General features: G+C 59.7%; 11 protein-coding genes. 6 read left to right on the top strand and 5 right to left on the bottom strand.

All coding sequences use genetic code 11. From position 1 onward, the window contains the following. Positions 1-129: 129 nt before the first annotated feature. The gene (locus tag PYK22_RS10835) at positions 130-747 is read right to left on the bottom strand and encodes a helix-turn-helix domain-containing protein (protein WP_041977122.1); all 618 of its coding nucleotides are present in this window, start codon (positions 745-747) and stop codon (positions 130-132) included. A gap of 353 nt (positions 748-1,100) precedes the next feature. On the opposite strand from PYK22_RS10835, the gene PYK22_RS17615 reads away from it, so the two are divergent. Beyond that, positions 1,101-1,793, top strand: coding sequence for a hypothetical protein (locus tag PYK22_RS17615; protein WP_162199841.1), 693 nt, complete (start codon positions 1,101-1,103; stop codon positions 1,791-1,793). Positions 1,794-2,208: 415 nt separating this feature from the next. Here PYK22_RS17615 and PYK22_RS10820 read toward each other — a convergent pair whose 3' ends face one another. From PYK22_RS10820 to pyrR, 3 genes are all read right to left on the bottom strand, one after another. Then, positions 2,209-3,525, bottom strand: a complete 1,317-nt coding sequence (locus PYK22_RS10820; RefSeq protein WP_041977342.1) for a dihydroorotase — start codon at positions 3,523-3,525, stop codon at positions 2,209-2,211. Between the two features lie 31 nt (positions 3,526-3,556). Beyond that, positions 3,557-4,573: an aspartate carbamoyltransferase catalytic subunit gene (locus tag PYK22_RS10815; RefSeq protein ID WP_083437783.1), complete on the bottom strand. Its 1,017-nt coding sequence runs from the start codon at positions 4,571-4,573 to the stop codon at positions 3,557-3,559. Positions 4,574-4,672: 99 nt separating this feature from the next. Then, the gene (gene pyrR / locus PYK22_RS10810; RefSeq protein WP_041977113.1) at positions 4,673-5,236 is read right to left on the bottom strand and encodes a bifunctional pyr operon transcriptional regulator/uracil phosphoribosyltransferase PyrR; all 564 of its coding nucleotides are present in this window, start codon (positions 5,234-5,236) and stop codon (positions 4,673-4,675) included. Positions 5,237-5,422: 186 nt separating this feature from the next. On the opposite strand from pyrR, the gene PYK22_RS10805 reads away from it, so the two are divergent. The 4 genes from PYK22_RS10805 to PYK22_RS10790 all read left to right on the top strand — a co-directional run bounded on the left by PYK22_RS10805 (position 5,423) and on the right by PYK22_RS10790 (position 11,847). Continuing rightward, a complete protein-coding gene (locus PYK22_RS10805; RefSeq protein WP_041977111.1) occupies positions 5,423-7,957 on the top strand; it encodes an AMP-binding protein in 2,535 nt (844 codons plus the stop codon). 194 nt (positions 7,958-8,151) lie between these two features. After that, the gene (locus PYK22_RS10800; RefSeq protein ID WP_083437782.1) at positions 8,152-9,393 is read left to right on the top strand and encodes a sensor histidine kinase; all 1,242 of its coding nucleotides are present in this window, start codon (positions 8,152-8,154) and stop codon (positions 9,391-9,393) included. After that, a complete protein-coding gene (locus PYK22_RS10795; protein ID WP_041977107.1) occupies positions 9,363-10,064 on the top strand; it encodes a response regulator transcription factor in 702 nt (233 codons plus the stop codon). The genes PYK22_RS10800 and PYK22_RS10795 overlap by 31 nt, the downstream gene beginning before the upstream one ends. A 184-nt stretch (positions 10,065-10,248) precedes the next feature. Beyond that, positions 10,249-11,847 (top strand): porin, encoded by a 1,599-nt coding sequence (locus PYK22_RS10790; RefSeq protein ID WP_157770828.1) that lies wholly within the window; start codon positions 10,249-10,251, stop codon positions 11,845-11,847. 34 nt (positions 11,848-11,881) lie between these two features. On the opposite strand, the gene PYK22_RS10785 is transcribed toward PYK22_RS10790, so the two are convergent. Then, positions 11,882-12,748, bottom strand: a complete 867-nt coding sequence (locus PYK22_RS10785) for a uroporphyrinogen-III synthase (protein ID WP_041977101.1) — start codon at positions 12,746-12,748, stop codon at positions 11,882-11,884. Positions 12,749-12,872: 124 nt separating this feature from the next. Here PYK22_RS10785 and PYK22_RS10780 point away from each other — a divergent pair, with 124 nt between their 5' ends. Beyond that, on the top strand, positions 12,873-14,807 hold the full coding sequence (locus tag PYK22_RS10780) for a MoaD/ThiS family protein (RefSeq protein WP_041977098.1): 1,935 nt from the start codon (positions 12,873-12,875) through the stop codon (positions 14,805-14,807). Positions 14,808-14,818: the final 11 nt, after the last annotated feature.

Here is a 14,818-nt window from a genome sequence, read left to right as displayed (position 1 = left end):
CGGCGGGATTTGCAGTGACGAGGAGCAGAGCGCACGCCGCCAATATAACGACGTACTTGTACAATATATCGAACAAAGATGTCAAGCGAAGGCCCCTTATCGCTTTCCGGTGCGCCGAAGCCTTGCCCTTTAGAAGCGTGGCTCGGCGTAAGTCATGACGAGGTACATCAACGTGTCGCGCGTTCCGGGGTTCTCATAGATATGAGGTACATCCGCGCGGAAATAGACGGCATCGCCCGCCCGCAGCTCGACCGGCTCATGATCGCCGACGGTCAAACGCAGCCGCCCCGAATGTACGACCAAGTTCTCGTAAGTGCCTTCTGGGTGGGCCACAGCATGTTCGACGTGTCCGGCGCGCAACCTGAGCTCGTAGAATTCGGCTCGCCGTCGCCGATCGAAGGGGAAAAGGGCGCGGCTCTCGAAACCGCTGTCTGCCGAACGCAGTATCCTAGCCCGATTGACCGGCAAGACCTCGACTTCTTCTGGCTCTTCGTCCCCCAACAGATCGGCAAAGCGGACATCGAGACCGCGCGCGATCTTCCAAAGCAGAGCGATTGTCGGCGTGCTCTCGCCCGCTTCGATCTGTCCTAGCATGGCTCGGCTGACTCCAGAGAGCGTAGCCAGTTTCTCCAAGCTCAAACCGCGCTGGCGACGAAGCCGAGCGAGATTCTCTCCCACACGTTTCTTCAGCTCGCGCGCCTCGCGCTCAGCCGCCAAACGTTCGTTCGATTCATCGGATGATTTCATAGTTCCCCAACCCTCTTCCGCGATCTCGTTCGAAAGCTTACACCAGATGACCGCGCCACGTCATGTTCATCGGCAAAAGCGCTACATCGCGAGCGCAATTGCGCCTCTCGCCGTCGCCCCTTTCGCCCGTCGAAGGCGCATACAACTTAGACGATTATCGTACACGAATTAGTGTAACTCTTCCGCCAGCGCGAAGGCGAGCCCGCCGTTTTCGCTTTCGCCCTTCGCCTGCAAATTGCGCGTTTAGGTCGAGTTTAGAGGTGATTCTTCGGCACATTCGAACTTGTGGCACGGCCATTGCTTAAGTAATCGGTGCTGGTCGCAAGGGATGACCGACTTTGGAGGAGAGGATGATGAGAGAGAGTGGACAAATGCTACGGGCGATGATCCTCATCGCTCTGATCCTGCTCGGTTCGATCGCCGTGGACGCGCAAACGCGCCGCCACACGACGCGGCCATATTCGCGTACCGCGCAGACGACACGTCGCTACACGATCTATGCCAATCAAACGATCCGCGTGCGTATGGACCAGCAGATCAGTTCCGAGACGGCGCGCATCGGAGACAGGTTCACGACGACGGTGGTCGATCCGGTCTACGCGAACAACGGCGTCGAAGTGATCCCAGCCGGAAGCAAGATCATCGGGCGCGTCACCAACGTTCGTCGGGCGGAGCGTCCGAGCAAGGCCGGCATGATCGAGGTGCAATTCATCTCCCTGCGGCTACCGAACGGGAGGACCTATCCGATCAACGGGTCGCTGACGGATCTGAGTTCGACCAACGCCAACTACGACCGTGAAGGTCAAGTGACCGGGCGCTCCTCGGTCAAACGGAACGCGGTCTTCATCGGCGGCGGCGCGGCCACGGGCGCGATCATCGGCGCAGCGGCGGGCGGCGGCAAAGGGGCCGGCATCGGAGCGGGCATCGGAGCAGGTCTCGGCGTCGCTGGTTCGCTGCTCTCGAAAGGGCAAGAAGCCGTCGTTAAATCGGGGACCGAATTTGGCGTCATCTTGAATCGCAGCATATCGCTGCCGGCTTATCGGTGAGAGTTCGCGCGAAAATCGGCGAGCCTCGAAGCTCGCCGAATGAGGGGGCCCGAACGCGGAGGGGAGAGCGCGGGCGGGCCTCCCTCGAAGATCTCAGCGCCCCAGCTAAAGCGTAAGCGAGCGCTGAAAACAAGGATCGGTCGCCCCGGCCATAACGTAAGCGGGCGACCGGGCAAGCGAGGCTCGCTGTGATTGGGGGAGAGCGCAGCGGGCCTCGATCGAAGAAGCTCACCCCTTTGGGGATGAGGCGGACGCGAGAGAGGCTACGGGAGGGGGAGAGCGTAAGCCTCTCTCTCGCCGCTTTCAAGGCTCAAATCCCATTTCACCCATCAGCGAAATTAAACCACCCGATCGAGACCTTACGCAAGAACGCCGACCGAGGTGCCCGAAGTGGACCAGCGTTTGTGGGACGAACTCAAGCGATCGCGCGCCTTCGATCTTCGAGCGAGGGATGAGTGTAGAGCACTCGTCCGGCGACGATCGTGGCCACCGCTGCGCCCTGAAAGGTCCAACCATCGAAGGGCGTATTGCGGCTTTTCGAACGCGATCGGCGCGCGTCGAAGGTCCAACGCAGATTCGGATCGAGGATCGTCACGTCGCCCCACGCACCGGGGCGTAACGTCCCTCTCCCCTCGAGTTTGAAGATGCGCGCCGGATTCGTCGAGCATAGTTCGACAAGGCGATCCAACCCGATGATGCCGCGATGGACCAGGCGATCGAAGGCCAGACCGATGGCCGTCTCCAGCCCCGTGATGCCGAACGGCGCGCGGTCGAACTCCAAAGCCTTCTCATCAGCATGGTGCGGCGCGTGATCTGTGGCAATGGCATCGATCGTCCCATCGCTTAGCGCGTCGAGGATGGCTTGAACATGATCGCGGCTGCGCAGCGGCGGATTCATCTTCGTGTTCGTATCGTAGCCTTCGACGGCCTCGTCCGTAAGCGTGAAATGGTGCGGCGTCACCTCACACGTGACCGATAGGCCGCGCTCTTTTGCGCGGCGCACAGCCTCGATCGCCCCGCGCGTCGAAACGTGCGCTAGATGAACGCGCGCGCCCGTCAGCTCCGCCAGCGCGCAATCGCGCCAAGCGTCCAGCTCTTCGGCCAAAGCCGGGATTCCACGCAATCCGAGACGCAGCGACCAGACCCCTTCGTGCATCACGCCATCCGCCGCAAGCGAACGATCCTCACAATGATCGACTACCGGCAGATCGAACCCGCGCGCATATTCCATCGCGCGACGCATCATGCCCGCCGAAGGGACGGGACGGCCATCATCGGAGACGGCGACGACGCCGGCCTCGCGCATCTCGCCCATTTCGGCCAATTCCTCGCCTCTCGAACCTTTCGTGATCGCTCCGATTGGGAAGACGTTGGCAAGCTGCGCGCGCTCAGCCTGCTCGATGATGAAACGAGTCACAGCCGCATTGTCGTTGACCGGATCCGTGTTCGGCATCGCGCAAACGCTGGTCCAGCCACCAGCCACCGCCGCCGCCGCTCCGGTCGCGATCGTCTCCTTGTACTCCTGCCCCGGCTCGCGCAGATGGACGTGAAGGTCGATAAATCCGGGCGCGACGATGAGCCCGGCGGCATCGAAAACCTCCGCACCTTCGGGCACGTCATCGGAGTAGTTCAGGATGCCAGCGACGCGACCATCTTCGATCAGCAGGTTGCGCCCCGCCTTGACCCCTTGCGAAGGATCGATCAAGTATCCGTTAGCGATTAACAATCTCATTTCGAACTCTTCGCTCTTCCGCCTCGACATCTTAACGATCAACCTTGCCCAACCCAGAACCACTCTCCTCGCTGATCAGCGCCGCCTCGCGATTCGCTTCGCCCTCGCCATCAGGTCTTAGCACGCCGCCGCCGAGCAAAAGGTAGAGCACGGCCATGCGCACAGCCAAACCGTTCGCCACTTGATCGAGGATCAACGAACGAGAGCCATCGGCCACTTCCGAAGCGATCTCGATCCCACGGTTGATCGGTCCTGGATGCAGTACGATCGCATCGGGCGCGGCGCGTTCCAAGCGTTTCAAATTGAGCCCATAATGGACCGCGTACTCGCGCAACGACGGGAAGAAGGCGGCATTTTGCCGCTCGCGTTGAATTCGTAGGACCATGACAACATCCGCGCCCTCGAGCGCGCGTTCGATCTTCTCCTCGAGCCTCACGCCGCGTTCGACCAGATCGCCGAAAGGTTGCGGGATGAGCGTCCCCGGTCCAGTCAAGCAAACTTCCGCGCCGAGCTTGGTCAGCAGATAGACGTTTGAGCGCGCGACGCGGGAATGCAGGATGTCACCGACGATCGTCACTTTCAGACCGGCGATGCGCCCTTTATGTTGCCGAATCGTCAGGGCATCGAGCAGAGCTTGCGTCGGATGCTCATTCGCGCCGTCGCCCGCGTTGATCACGCCGGCGCGGCATACGCGCGCGAGCATGTGCGGCGCGCCCGCCGACGGATGGCGGATGACGAGCAGATCCGGTGACATCGCCTCGAGATTGCGCGCGGTATCCAAAAGCGTCTCACCTTTGACGACGCTTGAAGCCGCCGCGCTGATGTTGATCGTATCGGCTGAAAGGCGCTTGGCCGCGATCTCGAACGAGGTGCGCGTGCGCGTCGAAGGCTCGAAGAAGAGATTGATCACCGTCCGTCCGCGCAGCGCGGGAACCTTTTTGATCTCGCGCTGCGAGATATCGCGGAAAGATTCAGCGACATCGAGCAAATGGGTGATCTCTTCAGCCGACAGATAGCGTATGCCGAGCAGATCTTTGCGCGTAAACATAACCGATGGCTTTTAGCTACTCCAACCGCTCTCGACGCCGGGCCAGTCCGATGGCGGACCTAAAAAAGGCGGCCTCAACGGGCCGCCTTTTCGAATCTCTCATCCCCTCGCTTCGGGGCGTTCGACGATCGCCACCCCTTCCTCTTCATCGAACTCTTTGAGCATCACCTTGATGATCTCGCTCTTCTTGGTCGGCACGAACTTGCCGACGAAATCGGCCTGGATCGGAAGCTCGCGATGCTCCTTGCCTCGATCGATCAGCACGGCCAAGCGCACGCGGCGCGGTCGCCCGAAATCGATCAGTTGATCGAGCGCCGCGCGGATCGTGCGCCCCGTATAGAGCACATCATCGATGAGCACGATGTTCTTCTCTTCGACGGTGAGCGGGAGCTCCGTCCGATTGACTACGGGATTAGGGCCAACCGTTGAGAGATCGTCGCGATAAAGCGTGATGTCGAGGATCCCGACGGGCGGACGCACCCCCTCTAGATCCGCAATCTTGTCGGCGATCCGCTCGGCGAGCGGCACGCCGCGCCGACGGATGCCGATCAAATAGAGATCTTCGACTCCCTGATTATCCTCGACGATCTCCGACGCAAGCCGAGCCAGCGCGCGATTGACGCGCACGCCATCCATGATGCGCGATTTTTCGACGAGTTCCATTTCGGCTCTGAAGTCTAACACAAAGTCGAAAGCGGACGGAAGAGGCAACTCCTCGCTTGTCACGGACGAGACGGAAGCTCGAAAATAGAGATTCGAAGCGAAAGAAAGCACGCGCCGGAGATAGCGCTCGAGGCGAGAATTAATGCGACCTGGAACCCGATTCCGCCCGCAAACGATCTGAAAGGCGTGCGAAACAGACTCACCGATCTGCTTGAGATCTACGCCCGACATGGCGACGCGGTCGCCTTCGTCGAACGGCGCGGTCTACGCGCCGTCCGTTGGTCATACCGACAGGTCGTCGAGACCGCATACAGAGTCGCGCACGAACTCGCCGCGCGCGGCATCGGGAAAGGCGATCGCGTACTCCTTTGGGCCGCTAACTCTGCCGAATGGTCCATCGTTTTTTGGGGATGCTGTCTGCGCGGCGCAGTTTTGGTCCCACTCGATGTCAGCAGCACACGCGATTTCGTCACGCGCGTGCGAGATCAAACGCAAGCCAAACTGCTCGTGCACGGCGATGAAATTAGACCGCTCCCATCGCTTCTCGCATTCAGCCTCGGAGAATTGATCGAGCAATCCGCACGCCATCCCGCCGAATCGCCCGTATCCGAAGAGAGCGCCGCAGATGATGCGGTCGAGATCATCTACACCTCTGGAACCACAAACGAACCGCGCGGCGTATGCTTGACCCATCGCAATCTGCTCGCCAACATCACCCCGATCGAACGCGAGGTGCAGAAATACCTGCGCTGGGAAAGATTGGTCCACCCGATACGCTTCCTCAACCTCGTTCCCCTCAGCCACATCTTCGGTCAATTCATGGGGCTCTTCATCCCGCCGCTCATCGGCGGCGAAACCATCTTTCAGCATTCGCTCAATCCATCGGAGATAGTCGCCACGACGAAACGCGAGCGCGTTTCGGTCATCGTCGCCGTGCCCAGATCGCTCGATAGCTTGCGCGAGCATGTGATAAACGATTGGGCCACTCGAGGCGAACTCGAAGAGAGACGCGAACTCCTATCGAAGGCCAAGGCGTTCTCCATAGCGCGGCGCATGCTCTGTTTCCGCGACGTACATCGTCGCTTCGGTTGGAAGTTCTGGGCATTCGTCGTCGGCGGTGCGACTCTGGCCGAGGAGACGGAGATCTTCTGGCGCCGCTTGGGTTTCGCCGTCATCCAAGGTTACGGTATGACCGAAACGGCGGCGCTCATCGCGCTTAATCATCCCCTCAAATCCAAAAGCGGCACGGTCGGTCGCGCCCTTCCTTCGAACGAAGTGAAGTTGGCGGAGAACGGCGAGATACTCGTGCGCGGAGACGCCGTCGCGCGCGGCTATTGGACCGGAAAGCTCGAACCGGTCACTGACGATCAAGGCTGGCTGCACACGGGAGATCTCGGCGAATTAGATGCTGAAGGCAATATCCGTTTCAAGGGACGGCGCAAGGACGTGATCGTCACCTCGTCCGGCGTGAATATTTACCCCGAGGATCTAGAAGCGGTTCTCCGCCGTCAACCCGAAGTGCGCGATGCATGTGTGGTCCGCATCGAGGACGAACGCGGCGGCGAAGAACCTTTGGCCGTTCTTTTGCTCGAAGGCGGCCCGCGCGAAGCCAAAAGGGCTATCGAACGCGCTAACGAACTGCTCGCTTCGCCGCAGCAGATACGTCGCTGGGCCATCTGGCCGGAACCCGATTTCCCGCGCACGCCGACGCAAAAGATCAAGAAGCGCGAAGTGCTTGCCAGACTCGGTCTCCCCTCTTCGACGACTGCCGATCGGGGCGATCTGCTAAACGATCTGATCGCTCAATTGACCGGCATTGAAAGCGGATTACGACCCGAGATGAAACTTTCGACCGACCTTGCGCTCGATTCGCTAGGACGCATCGAACTGCTGAGCGCTTTGGAGAACAGACTACAGGTGCATTTCGACGAAGCCGCGATCACCGAAGAGACGACGATCGGCGATTTAGAACGGATGGCGCGCGCTCTCTCTCCCACAAGATCACCTCAATACCCTTACGCCGATTGGCCGCGCCGATTTCCCTTCACCTGGCTCAGGATCATCTTCTTCTACGCGCTCATGCTGCCGCTCGTCCGTCTGCTGGCGCGCGCGCGCTTTTACGGCACCGAGCGCCTGCGCGACCTGACCGGACCGGCGCTCTTCGTCGCCAATCACGTCACGATGGTGGACCACGCGCTGATCCTCGCCGCCCTTCCGGCTCGCCTGCGCCACCGCCTTGCGATCGCGATGGATGGAGAACTGCTGCGCGAGTGGCGCTGGCCTGAAAAGACCCTCGGCTGGCTAACGCGCTTGCGCTTGCTGGGCCAGTACTTTCTGGTCGCCGCGCTCTTCAACGTCTTCCCCTTGCCGCAACGGGGCGGATTCCGGCGAAGCTTCGCCATCGCCGGGGAACTGGTCGATCGCGGTTGGAGTCTGCTCGTCTTCCCCGAGGGGAGACGCACCGAGACCGGAGAGATGGATCGCTTTCGCCAAGGCGCGGGCCTCCTCGCCACGCAACTCGATATTCCGATAATCCCCGTGAAACTGCTCGGACTATTCGAACTCAAAAAGCAGAGGCGCTTTAGCGCTCCACCGGGCCACATTCGAGTCGTCTTGGGTGCCCCGTTACGCTTCGCCCGAAACTCGGATCCGGCTCAAGCGACCCAGGAACTCGAAGATCGAGTCAAGCGCCTAGAAGCCGAACGGCAATCGGATTCATAGCTCCACCAAAAGATTTTAACGCTTCGGCTCCCTCCTCCGCGCCAGCCCAAAGAGCCGGGAATCGGGCCTTCCGCTGCGGAAGCCTCCGTTATATTGGACGGTTCGGAAAAAATCTATTGCGTGAAGGGAGAAAGATTAATAATATCACTTGCTGCGGCGAAGACCCAATTCCGCTGAAATGGGGAGAGCGTATTATGTCCCCTCTTTTTGAAAAAAGAGTCTCCCACTACGCCCTAGCGGTGACTGGCGTCATGGGTACGACGTGGACGCTCGCCCAATTTCAATCGCATACCGGTCCATTGACCGCCGCATCCATCCTGCTACTTATCATCCTTTTCGCCGCGATAGCTGGCGGGAGCGAGATAGCGATCGCTGCTTCTCTAGCCGGAATAATCTGTTTCAACTCGCTCTTTCCCTTCGCCACCGAAAGCGCCGCCTCAACGCATATGGACCGCTGGCCAACGCCCTCTTTCGCTTGGCTCGCCGACCCGCCCACGAGATATTCGAGCCACTGGCTCATTTCGATCGTATTTTTGGTCGTCGCCGTGACGGTCGGGAGACTTTCGTCATACGCGAGAAGGTGCGCTGCGCGCGCCACAGAGAGCGAACTTGAGGCACAACGGCTCCGCCGCGAACTGGAGGCGACCTTCGAGCGCGTCGAGATCGTCAAAGCATTGCGGCAAAGCGAGCGTTTGAAATCAGCGCTGCTCGATGCCGTGGCGCATGATGTCTATAGTCCGCTCACCTCGATCAAAGCTTCTGTGACGACGCTGCTCGATGAAGAGCGGGCGAGGACGCTCGAAGGGGAACCGGTCGTCCTCAACGGTCGAGAACGCCGTGAGATGCTCGAGATCATCAATGAAGAATGCGATCGACTCAACAGCTTCGTCGAGAGCCTCTTCGAAGTAGCGCGCCTTGAGGCCGATCAAGTGGGGCGCGGGGGCGAAACGCTCGAAAGGATCATCCGTAATGCGCTCGATCGCGCGAAGACGGCGATTCGTCAGCATGAAGTGCGCGTCGAGATCGAACAAGACCTTCCGACGGTCTCTGCCGCTCATCAGAGCATCGCCGAAGTCATTTACACGTTGCTCGATAACGCAGCTAAGTACTCGCCTCCGCGAACAAAGATCCTCATCACGGCACGGCGCGCTTCATCACGTCTTGTCCGCGTCGCCGTCGAAGACGAAGGCCCTGGGATCCCGATTGGGTTGCGCAAGCGCGTTTTCGACAGATTCTTCCGCGCCATAAACAACGGAGAAGGGCGGCGCGCTTCGACGGGTAAAGGCATCGGTCTGACGATCGCGCGCGAAATAGTCGAGGCCTACGGCGGGCAGATTTGGATCGAAAGCGGAACAGGGGGGCACGGGACGCGCGTCGTGTTCACCGTTCCGATTGAAGAGAGACGATGGAAAGAAGACCGCGCATTCTCGTCGTAGATGACGAACAGCAAATCATCCGCGTCCTGCGAACGAGCCTGGCGACGCACGGTTACGAGGTGCGCACCGCGACCGACGGGCTCTCAGCCCTTGAGATCTTCAAAGAGTGGACGCCCGATCTGGTGCTCACCGATCTGATGATGCCGGGGATCAACGGTTTAGAACTGTGCCGAAGATTGCGCGCCATTTCTCAAGTGCCGATCCTCATACTTTCGGTTAAAGGCGAAGAGAGAGCGAAAGTCGAAGCTTTGGATATCGGGGCCGATGACTACATCACCAAACCTTTCGGCTGCGCCGAGCTTCTGGCGCGCGTGCGCGCGGCGTTGCGCCGCGCGGCGATGCCGGCCATCGGCGACTCCATAAAAGTGCTCGAAGCGGGCGATTTTCGCGTGGATCTCGAAACGCGCACCGTCCTCGCGTGCGGGCGCGTCGTGCGCCTCACCCCGAAGGAGTTCGATCTGCTGACCTTCTTCATGCGCAACGCCGGCAAGGTGCTCACCCACCGGAAACTGCTCAGCGCCGTATGGGGCGGCAGTTATACCGAACAGCCCGAATACCTGCGCGTCTTCATCGGAAACTTGCGCAAGAAGATCGAACCCGACCCGAGCAATCCGCGCTACATTCTGACAGAACACTGGGTCGGTTACCGCTTCAATCCCCAAGGCGAATGACCCATCTGGTAAGGACCAGTCTGACGAACTCTTCACGGACCTCTTACCCGAATTAGAAGGCGGATAGACACGATGAACCGTTCGAGTCTTACGAATTCTTTACGGACCTTTTACGCCATCTTTATAGGCCTTGGCCTACTATTGCGCTTCAATCTGGAAAGCCTTCCTTCAAGGAGTTTTGCCGATGCGCGAGGAGCATATCATAAGCGAAGCGTCCGAATCGGACCATTCTTTGCCAAAGCCCGGTCATCGCTTGACGCGGCGAGCGTGCCGATGCATCGGCAGATTGAGGCTGTGGATCGCGCTAACTTTCGCTCTATCTTCCCTCTTCGTCGGAAGCGAAATGGCCAAGGCTCAAACTAGCCAAAGCGCCAAAGTCGAAGCGTTAACCCAACTGGGCCACGATCGGCATCCCGCTCCCGAGGAGAAGGCGAATGAGCCAAACTCGGAATCTACCGAGCGCGAAGCCCGCCTTTTGAAACGGATCGAAGAGTTAGAGCGCCGACTCGCGGAGGTCGAAGCCAAATTAGGACAACGGTCTTCAGTCGCCACTGACGCCGAAATTGCGCAAGGGATGAATGCGACCGCCAATGTCGATGCCCCGCCGCCATCGACCGAGCGGAAGGATGATGAGGAGAATCGCCAGGTGCTCGAATTCTTCCGCGGGACGACGCTCAACCTTTTGTTTGACGGCTACTATAGCTACAACTTCAACCGCCCAGCTGGTGGCGTTAACCTGCTCCACTCCTACGACGTGTCATCGAACAGCTTCAGCCTCAATCAAGCGGCCATCGTGATCGAGCGTGCGCCCGATGTGGAACGCGGGCGAAGATTCGGCGTGCGACTCGACTTGCAATTCGGGCAAGCGACCGAAACGCTGCAAGGTAACGCGGCCAATGAGATGAGGCCGCAAGTCTATCGCAACCTCTGGCAAGCTTACGGGACTTATGTTTTTGACATCGGGCGCGGCTTGACGGTCGATTTCGGCAAGTGGGCCAGCTCCTTCGGATACGAGACGACCTACACGAAGGACAATTTCAACTATTCGCGCTCGCTGCTCTTTGCCGCGCTTCCGGCTTATCACTTCGGGATGCGCGCTTCTTATCCGATCAACGATCGGGCCAGTGTGACCTACTATCTGGTCAACGGTCTCCAACAATCCGAAGATTTCAACGGCTTCAAATCGCAAGCCGTCTTATTGAGCCTCAAACCATCATCGCGCTTGACCTCGCAATTCAACTACTACGTCGGGCGCGAAGGGCGCGATCGCGCTCCCGTTCTCAATCCCGAATTCGCCTCGTTACCGACCCAACCCGGACTTTCGACCGATATCGTCCGCCCGATCCCTACGGGGCGCTACCATATCCTCGACACCTACCACACGATCAAAGCGTCGAACCGGCTCATATTCGCCATCCAAGCCGATTACATCATCGGGCGCGTCTTCGAAAACAGTCCGCCAGCGAGTCTCTGGGGCGGCGCAGGGTATATCCGCTATCAAGTCAACCCGAAACTCGCATTCGCCGGTCGATTCGAATACATTTCAGAGAAGGCATCGCCTCTTGGCGGGTTGTTCAGCGGAATCACTCAAGCGCTCAAAGAGCATACCATCACGGCAGAGTACGCTCTGACCGACGGGTTCCTGTGGCGCGCTGAATATCGCCGCGATTTCTCCAATCAGCCCTTCTTCCTGACAGAGCGGCCCGGTGAGTTGAAGAGGTCACAAAACATCGTCACCTTCGGCTTACTTTGGTGGATCGGGCGCAAAGAGGGCGCATGGTGACTTTGACGCTTTCACCTCAGGGGGATCGAGAGCTTTATTGACGATCAATAGCTCGCTTCTCTTTCAAGAGATCGTGGCTGCGCTCGGCAGCCTCTCTGACGAGAACGCCCATCTTTGAGCGCGATGGCTCCATATCGCTCGGCAGCCCGCATTCGCGCAGTGCCTCGCTGGTGACCGGTCCGATCGAAGCGACCGCGATGCGCCCGAAAGCTGCGCGCAATCTTTCCTCCACCCCGAGCTCGGCAGCGAACCGCAGAAGATGCGCAACCTGCGCGGAAGATGTAAAGAGCGCGACATCAACTCTGCCCTCGATGATCGCTTCGACCGCTTGCCGAAGCGGAGCTATATCTTCCGGGAAAGCCCACTGATAGACCGGAATGCGCCGCACGAGCGCGCCGCGCCGTTCCAATTCCCGCACTAGCTCCTCATTCGATACGCCATACTCTTGAATGGCGACACGCAATCCTTCGCGCAGAAGTTGACGCGCGTCGAACTCGGCGAGCAACTCGCGCCACGTATGCGGCTCTCCGGTCGTCACATCAACCCGTATGCCCAACTCCCTGAGCGCCGCCGCCGGTTTCGGGCCACGGGCGGCGATGATTATCCGCGACAAAGCTTCGGTCAATCGCGCGGGCGAGTGGCGAACTGTGATCGTGCGCCAGAGAGAGCGCGCTCCGACTCCCGTCAGAAAGATGACCATGTCCAAATCGCCGGCGAGAAGCGCACACGCGAACCGCTCGGCCTCCACGTTACCGTCCAACGGCACCTCGCGCATGGACGGCGCGACCAGAGGTTCGCCGCCGTAATTGCGGATGAGCCGCGCCATCTCATCACGGCGGCGACTTTCGAAAGAGACGACGCGAAGTCCATCGAAACCGACGAAAAGCGTATCCGCGAACATGAGCCTCGATCCTAACGCCTCACGGGCCTTGACAACTTTGGCAATATAATTTACATTCCCTCCGCTATATTGACAAGGGCTTTTGGCGGGAGATTTCGGCGGGACGCCCGCCTGATGAGTTGAGATGATAGCGAAACAGACGGCAATCGGTGGAACGAGCAGAGCGGTTGAGCCGACTTGGGATCTTGTGCTCAAGCGCAATTCGATCGAGCGCATGAAGCAGGAGAAGTTCCCGCTCGATATCGTCAAGGAACTTCCCGAGATGATCGCTCGCGGTTACGAGGCGATTCCTGAAGAGGATATCGTTCGGCTCAACTGGTGGGGCTTGACCCACGATAAGCCGAAGGTCGGGACCTTCATGGTTCGCATCAAAGTTCCCGGCGGGCGCATCACCCCACAGCAGTTGATCGCCGTTGGGGAGCTTTCGCGGCGATACGGCAAGAACTACGGCGAGTTGACCACCCGTCAAGGCATACAGTTTCACTGGGTGAGGCTCGAAGAGTTGCCCCAAGTGCTCGACGCGATTCAAGCGGCAGGACTCACCACGGTGGGAGGCGAAGGCGATACCGTACGCAACGTGACGAGTTGTCCGGTCGCCGGCGTCGATCGCGATGAGCTATTCGATGTGCGACCGGTGATTGCCGAAGTGGTCCGGTTCTTCTACGGCAATCGCGACTACTCGAACTTGCCGCGCAAACACAAGTACACGATCAGCGCTTGTCCAGCCCAGTGCAACGCGCCGGAGATCCATGACGTGGCGCTCGTCGGCACGATCAAGGATGGGCGTCCCGGTTTTGCTGTGCGCGTTGGCGGGGGACTATCTTCGACGCCGCGCATTTCGCGCGATTTGGGCGTCTTCATCGCTCCGGAAGAGGCCGTGGAGGTCCTCCGCGCCATCACCGACACGTGGCAGAGCAATTTGCGCTATCGCGTGAGCCGCGCCAAGGCACGCATCAAGTTCTTGGTCGACGATTACGGGCCTGAGGGCGTGCGCGCGATGGTCGAAGAGAGGCTCGGAAGAAGGCTCGAAGATGGACAGGCTCCGTCGCCTTCCGCCGATACGGATCATCTCGGCATACATCCGCAGAAGCAGGAAGGTTTTTATTACGTTGGCGTTCCGGTCCCGATGGGTTGGGTGCGTGGCGATCAATTGATCGCCCTTGGCGAACTGGTCGGCGAATTCGCCGGCGATGTGCGCTTCACGCGGATGCAGAACCTCATCGTGACCGGAGTTCCAGAAGAACGATTGGCGCATCTGGCGCGGGAGTTAGCACGGATCGAGTTCGAACCGCAGCTCAACAAAGTATATGGGCGCTCGATCGCATGTACCGATCACCGCTTCTGCAACTATTCGGTGGCCGAGACGAAGGGCAAACTCAAGGAGATCCTCGCTGAGCTCGAACTGAGATTTGGAGACGCCGTACAAGACCTGCGGATCTTCATGGATGGCTGCCCGCACGCCTGTGCTCATCACTGGGTCGGCGACATTGGATTGCAGGGGACGACGACCACGCATCCGGTCAAAGGCGTGCGCGTCGAAGCTTATGACGTCTGTTTGCGCGGCGGCTTAGGGACGAAGACGGCGATCGGCAAGCCGCTGTTGCGCCGCCTGCCCGAAGATCAAATCACCGAGGTCATTTGCCGGCTCGTCGGCGCGTGGCTCACGCTTCGAGCGAAACGCGGGGAAGATTTCGATTTCCGCGCCTTCGCCGACGCGCATACGGATGATGAATTGCGCGCGATCGCGCTCGGCGAGATGAGTTACGCCGTTGAGGAGCGAGCGCAGCGTCCGGTCGTCTGCGTTCCCGGAATGCTGCTGCAATTTTCCGAAGGCGCCGATCGCATCGAAGTCGAAGCGCGAACGGTGCGCGAAGCTTTGGAAGCCTTGCGCCAGCGTTATCCGCGTCTGGTGGACCAGATCGTCGCCCCCGACGGGACGCTGCTTCCATCGATCAATCTCTTCATCGGCGAAGAGGACGTGCGCGGCCTGGGCGAACTCGATGCGCCTTTGGCAGCGGGTCAAGAGTTGATCATCCTTCCGGCGTTATCGGGCGGATGAATTTCGTAGGG

Origin of the sequence: Pyrinomonas methylaliphatogenes, from assembly GCF_000820845.2 — a bacterium.
Taxonomy (GTDB): domain Bacteria; phylum Acidobacteriota; class Blastocatellia; order Pyrinomonadales; family Pyrinomonadaceae; genus Pyrinomonas; species Pyrinomonas methylaliphatogenes.
The sequence above is the reverse complement of the archived record's forward strand: the minus strand, read 5'-3'. Positions and strand labels throughout refer to the sequence as shown.

What these genes read in the sequence shown, in the direction of transcription:
- PYK22_RS10835 (WP_041977122.1), bottom strand. Translation starts at nt 747, where the DNA reads ATGAAATCATCCGATGAATCGAACGAACGTTTGGCGGCTGAGCGCGAG.
- PYK22_RS17615 (WP_162199841.1), top strand. Translation starts at nt 1,101, where the DNA reads ATGAGAGAGAGTGGACAAATGCTACGGGCGATGATCCTCATCGCTCTG.
- PYK22_RS10820 (WP_041977342.1), bottom strand. Translation starts at nt 3,525, where the DNA reads ATGAGATTGTTAATCGCTAACGGATACTTGATCGATCCTTCGCAAGGG.
- PYK22_RS10815 (WP_083437783.1), bottom strand. Translation starts at nt 4,573, where the DNA reads ATGTTTACGCGCAAAGATCTGCTCGGCATACGCTATCTGTCGGCTGAA.
- pyrR (WP_041977113.1), bottom strand. Translation starts at nt 5,236, where the DNA reads ATGGAACTCGTCGAAAAATCGCGCATCATGGATGGCGTGCGCGTCAAT.
- PYK22_RS10800 (WP_083437782.1), top strand. Translation starts at nt 8,152, where the DNA reads ATGTCCCCTCTTTTTGAAAAAAGAGTCTCCCACTACGCCCTAGCGGTG.
- PYK22_RS10795 (WP_041977107.1), top strand. Translation starts at nt 9,363, where the DNA reads ATGGAAAGAAGACCGCGCATTCTCGTCGTAGATGACGAACAGCAAATC.
- PYK22_RS10790 (WP_157770828.1), top strand. Translation starts at nt 10,249, where the DNA reads ATGCGCGAGGAGCATATCATAAGCGAAGCGTCCGAATCGGACCATTCT.
- PYK22_RS10785 (WP_041977101.1), bottom strand. Translation starts at nt 12,748, where the DNA reads ATGTTCGCGGATACGCTTTTCGTCGGTTTCGATGGACTTCGCGTCGTC.
- PYK22_RS10780 (WP_041977098.1), top strand. Translation starts at nt 12,873, where the DNA reads ATGATAGCGAAACAGACGGCAATCGGTGGAACGAGCAGAGCGGTTGAG.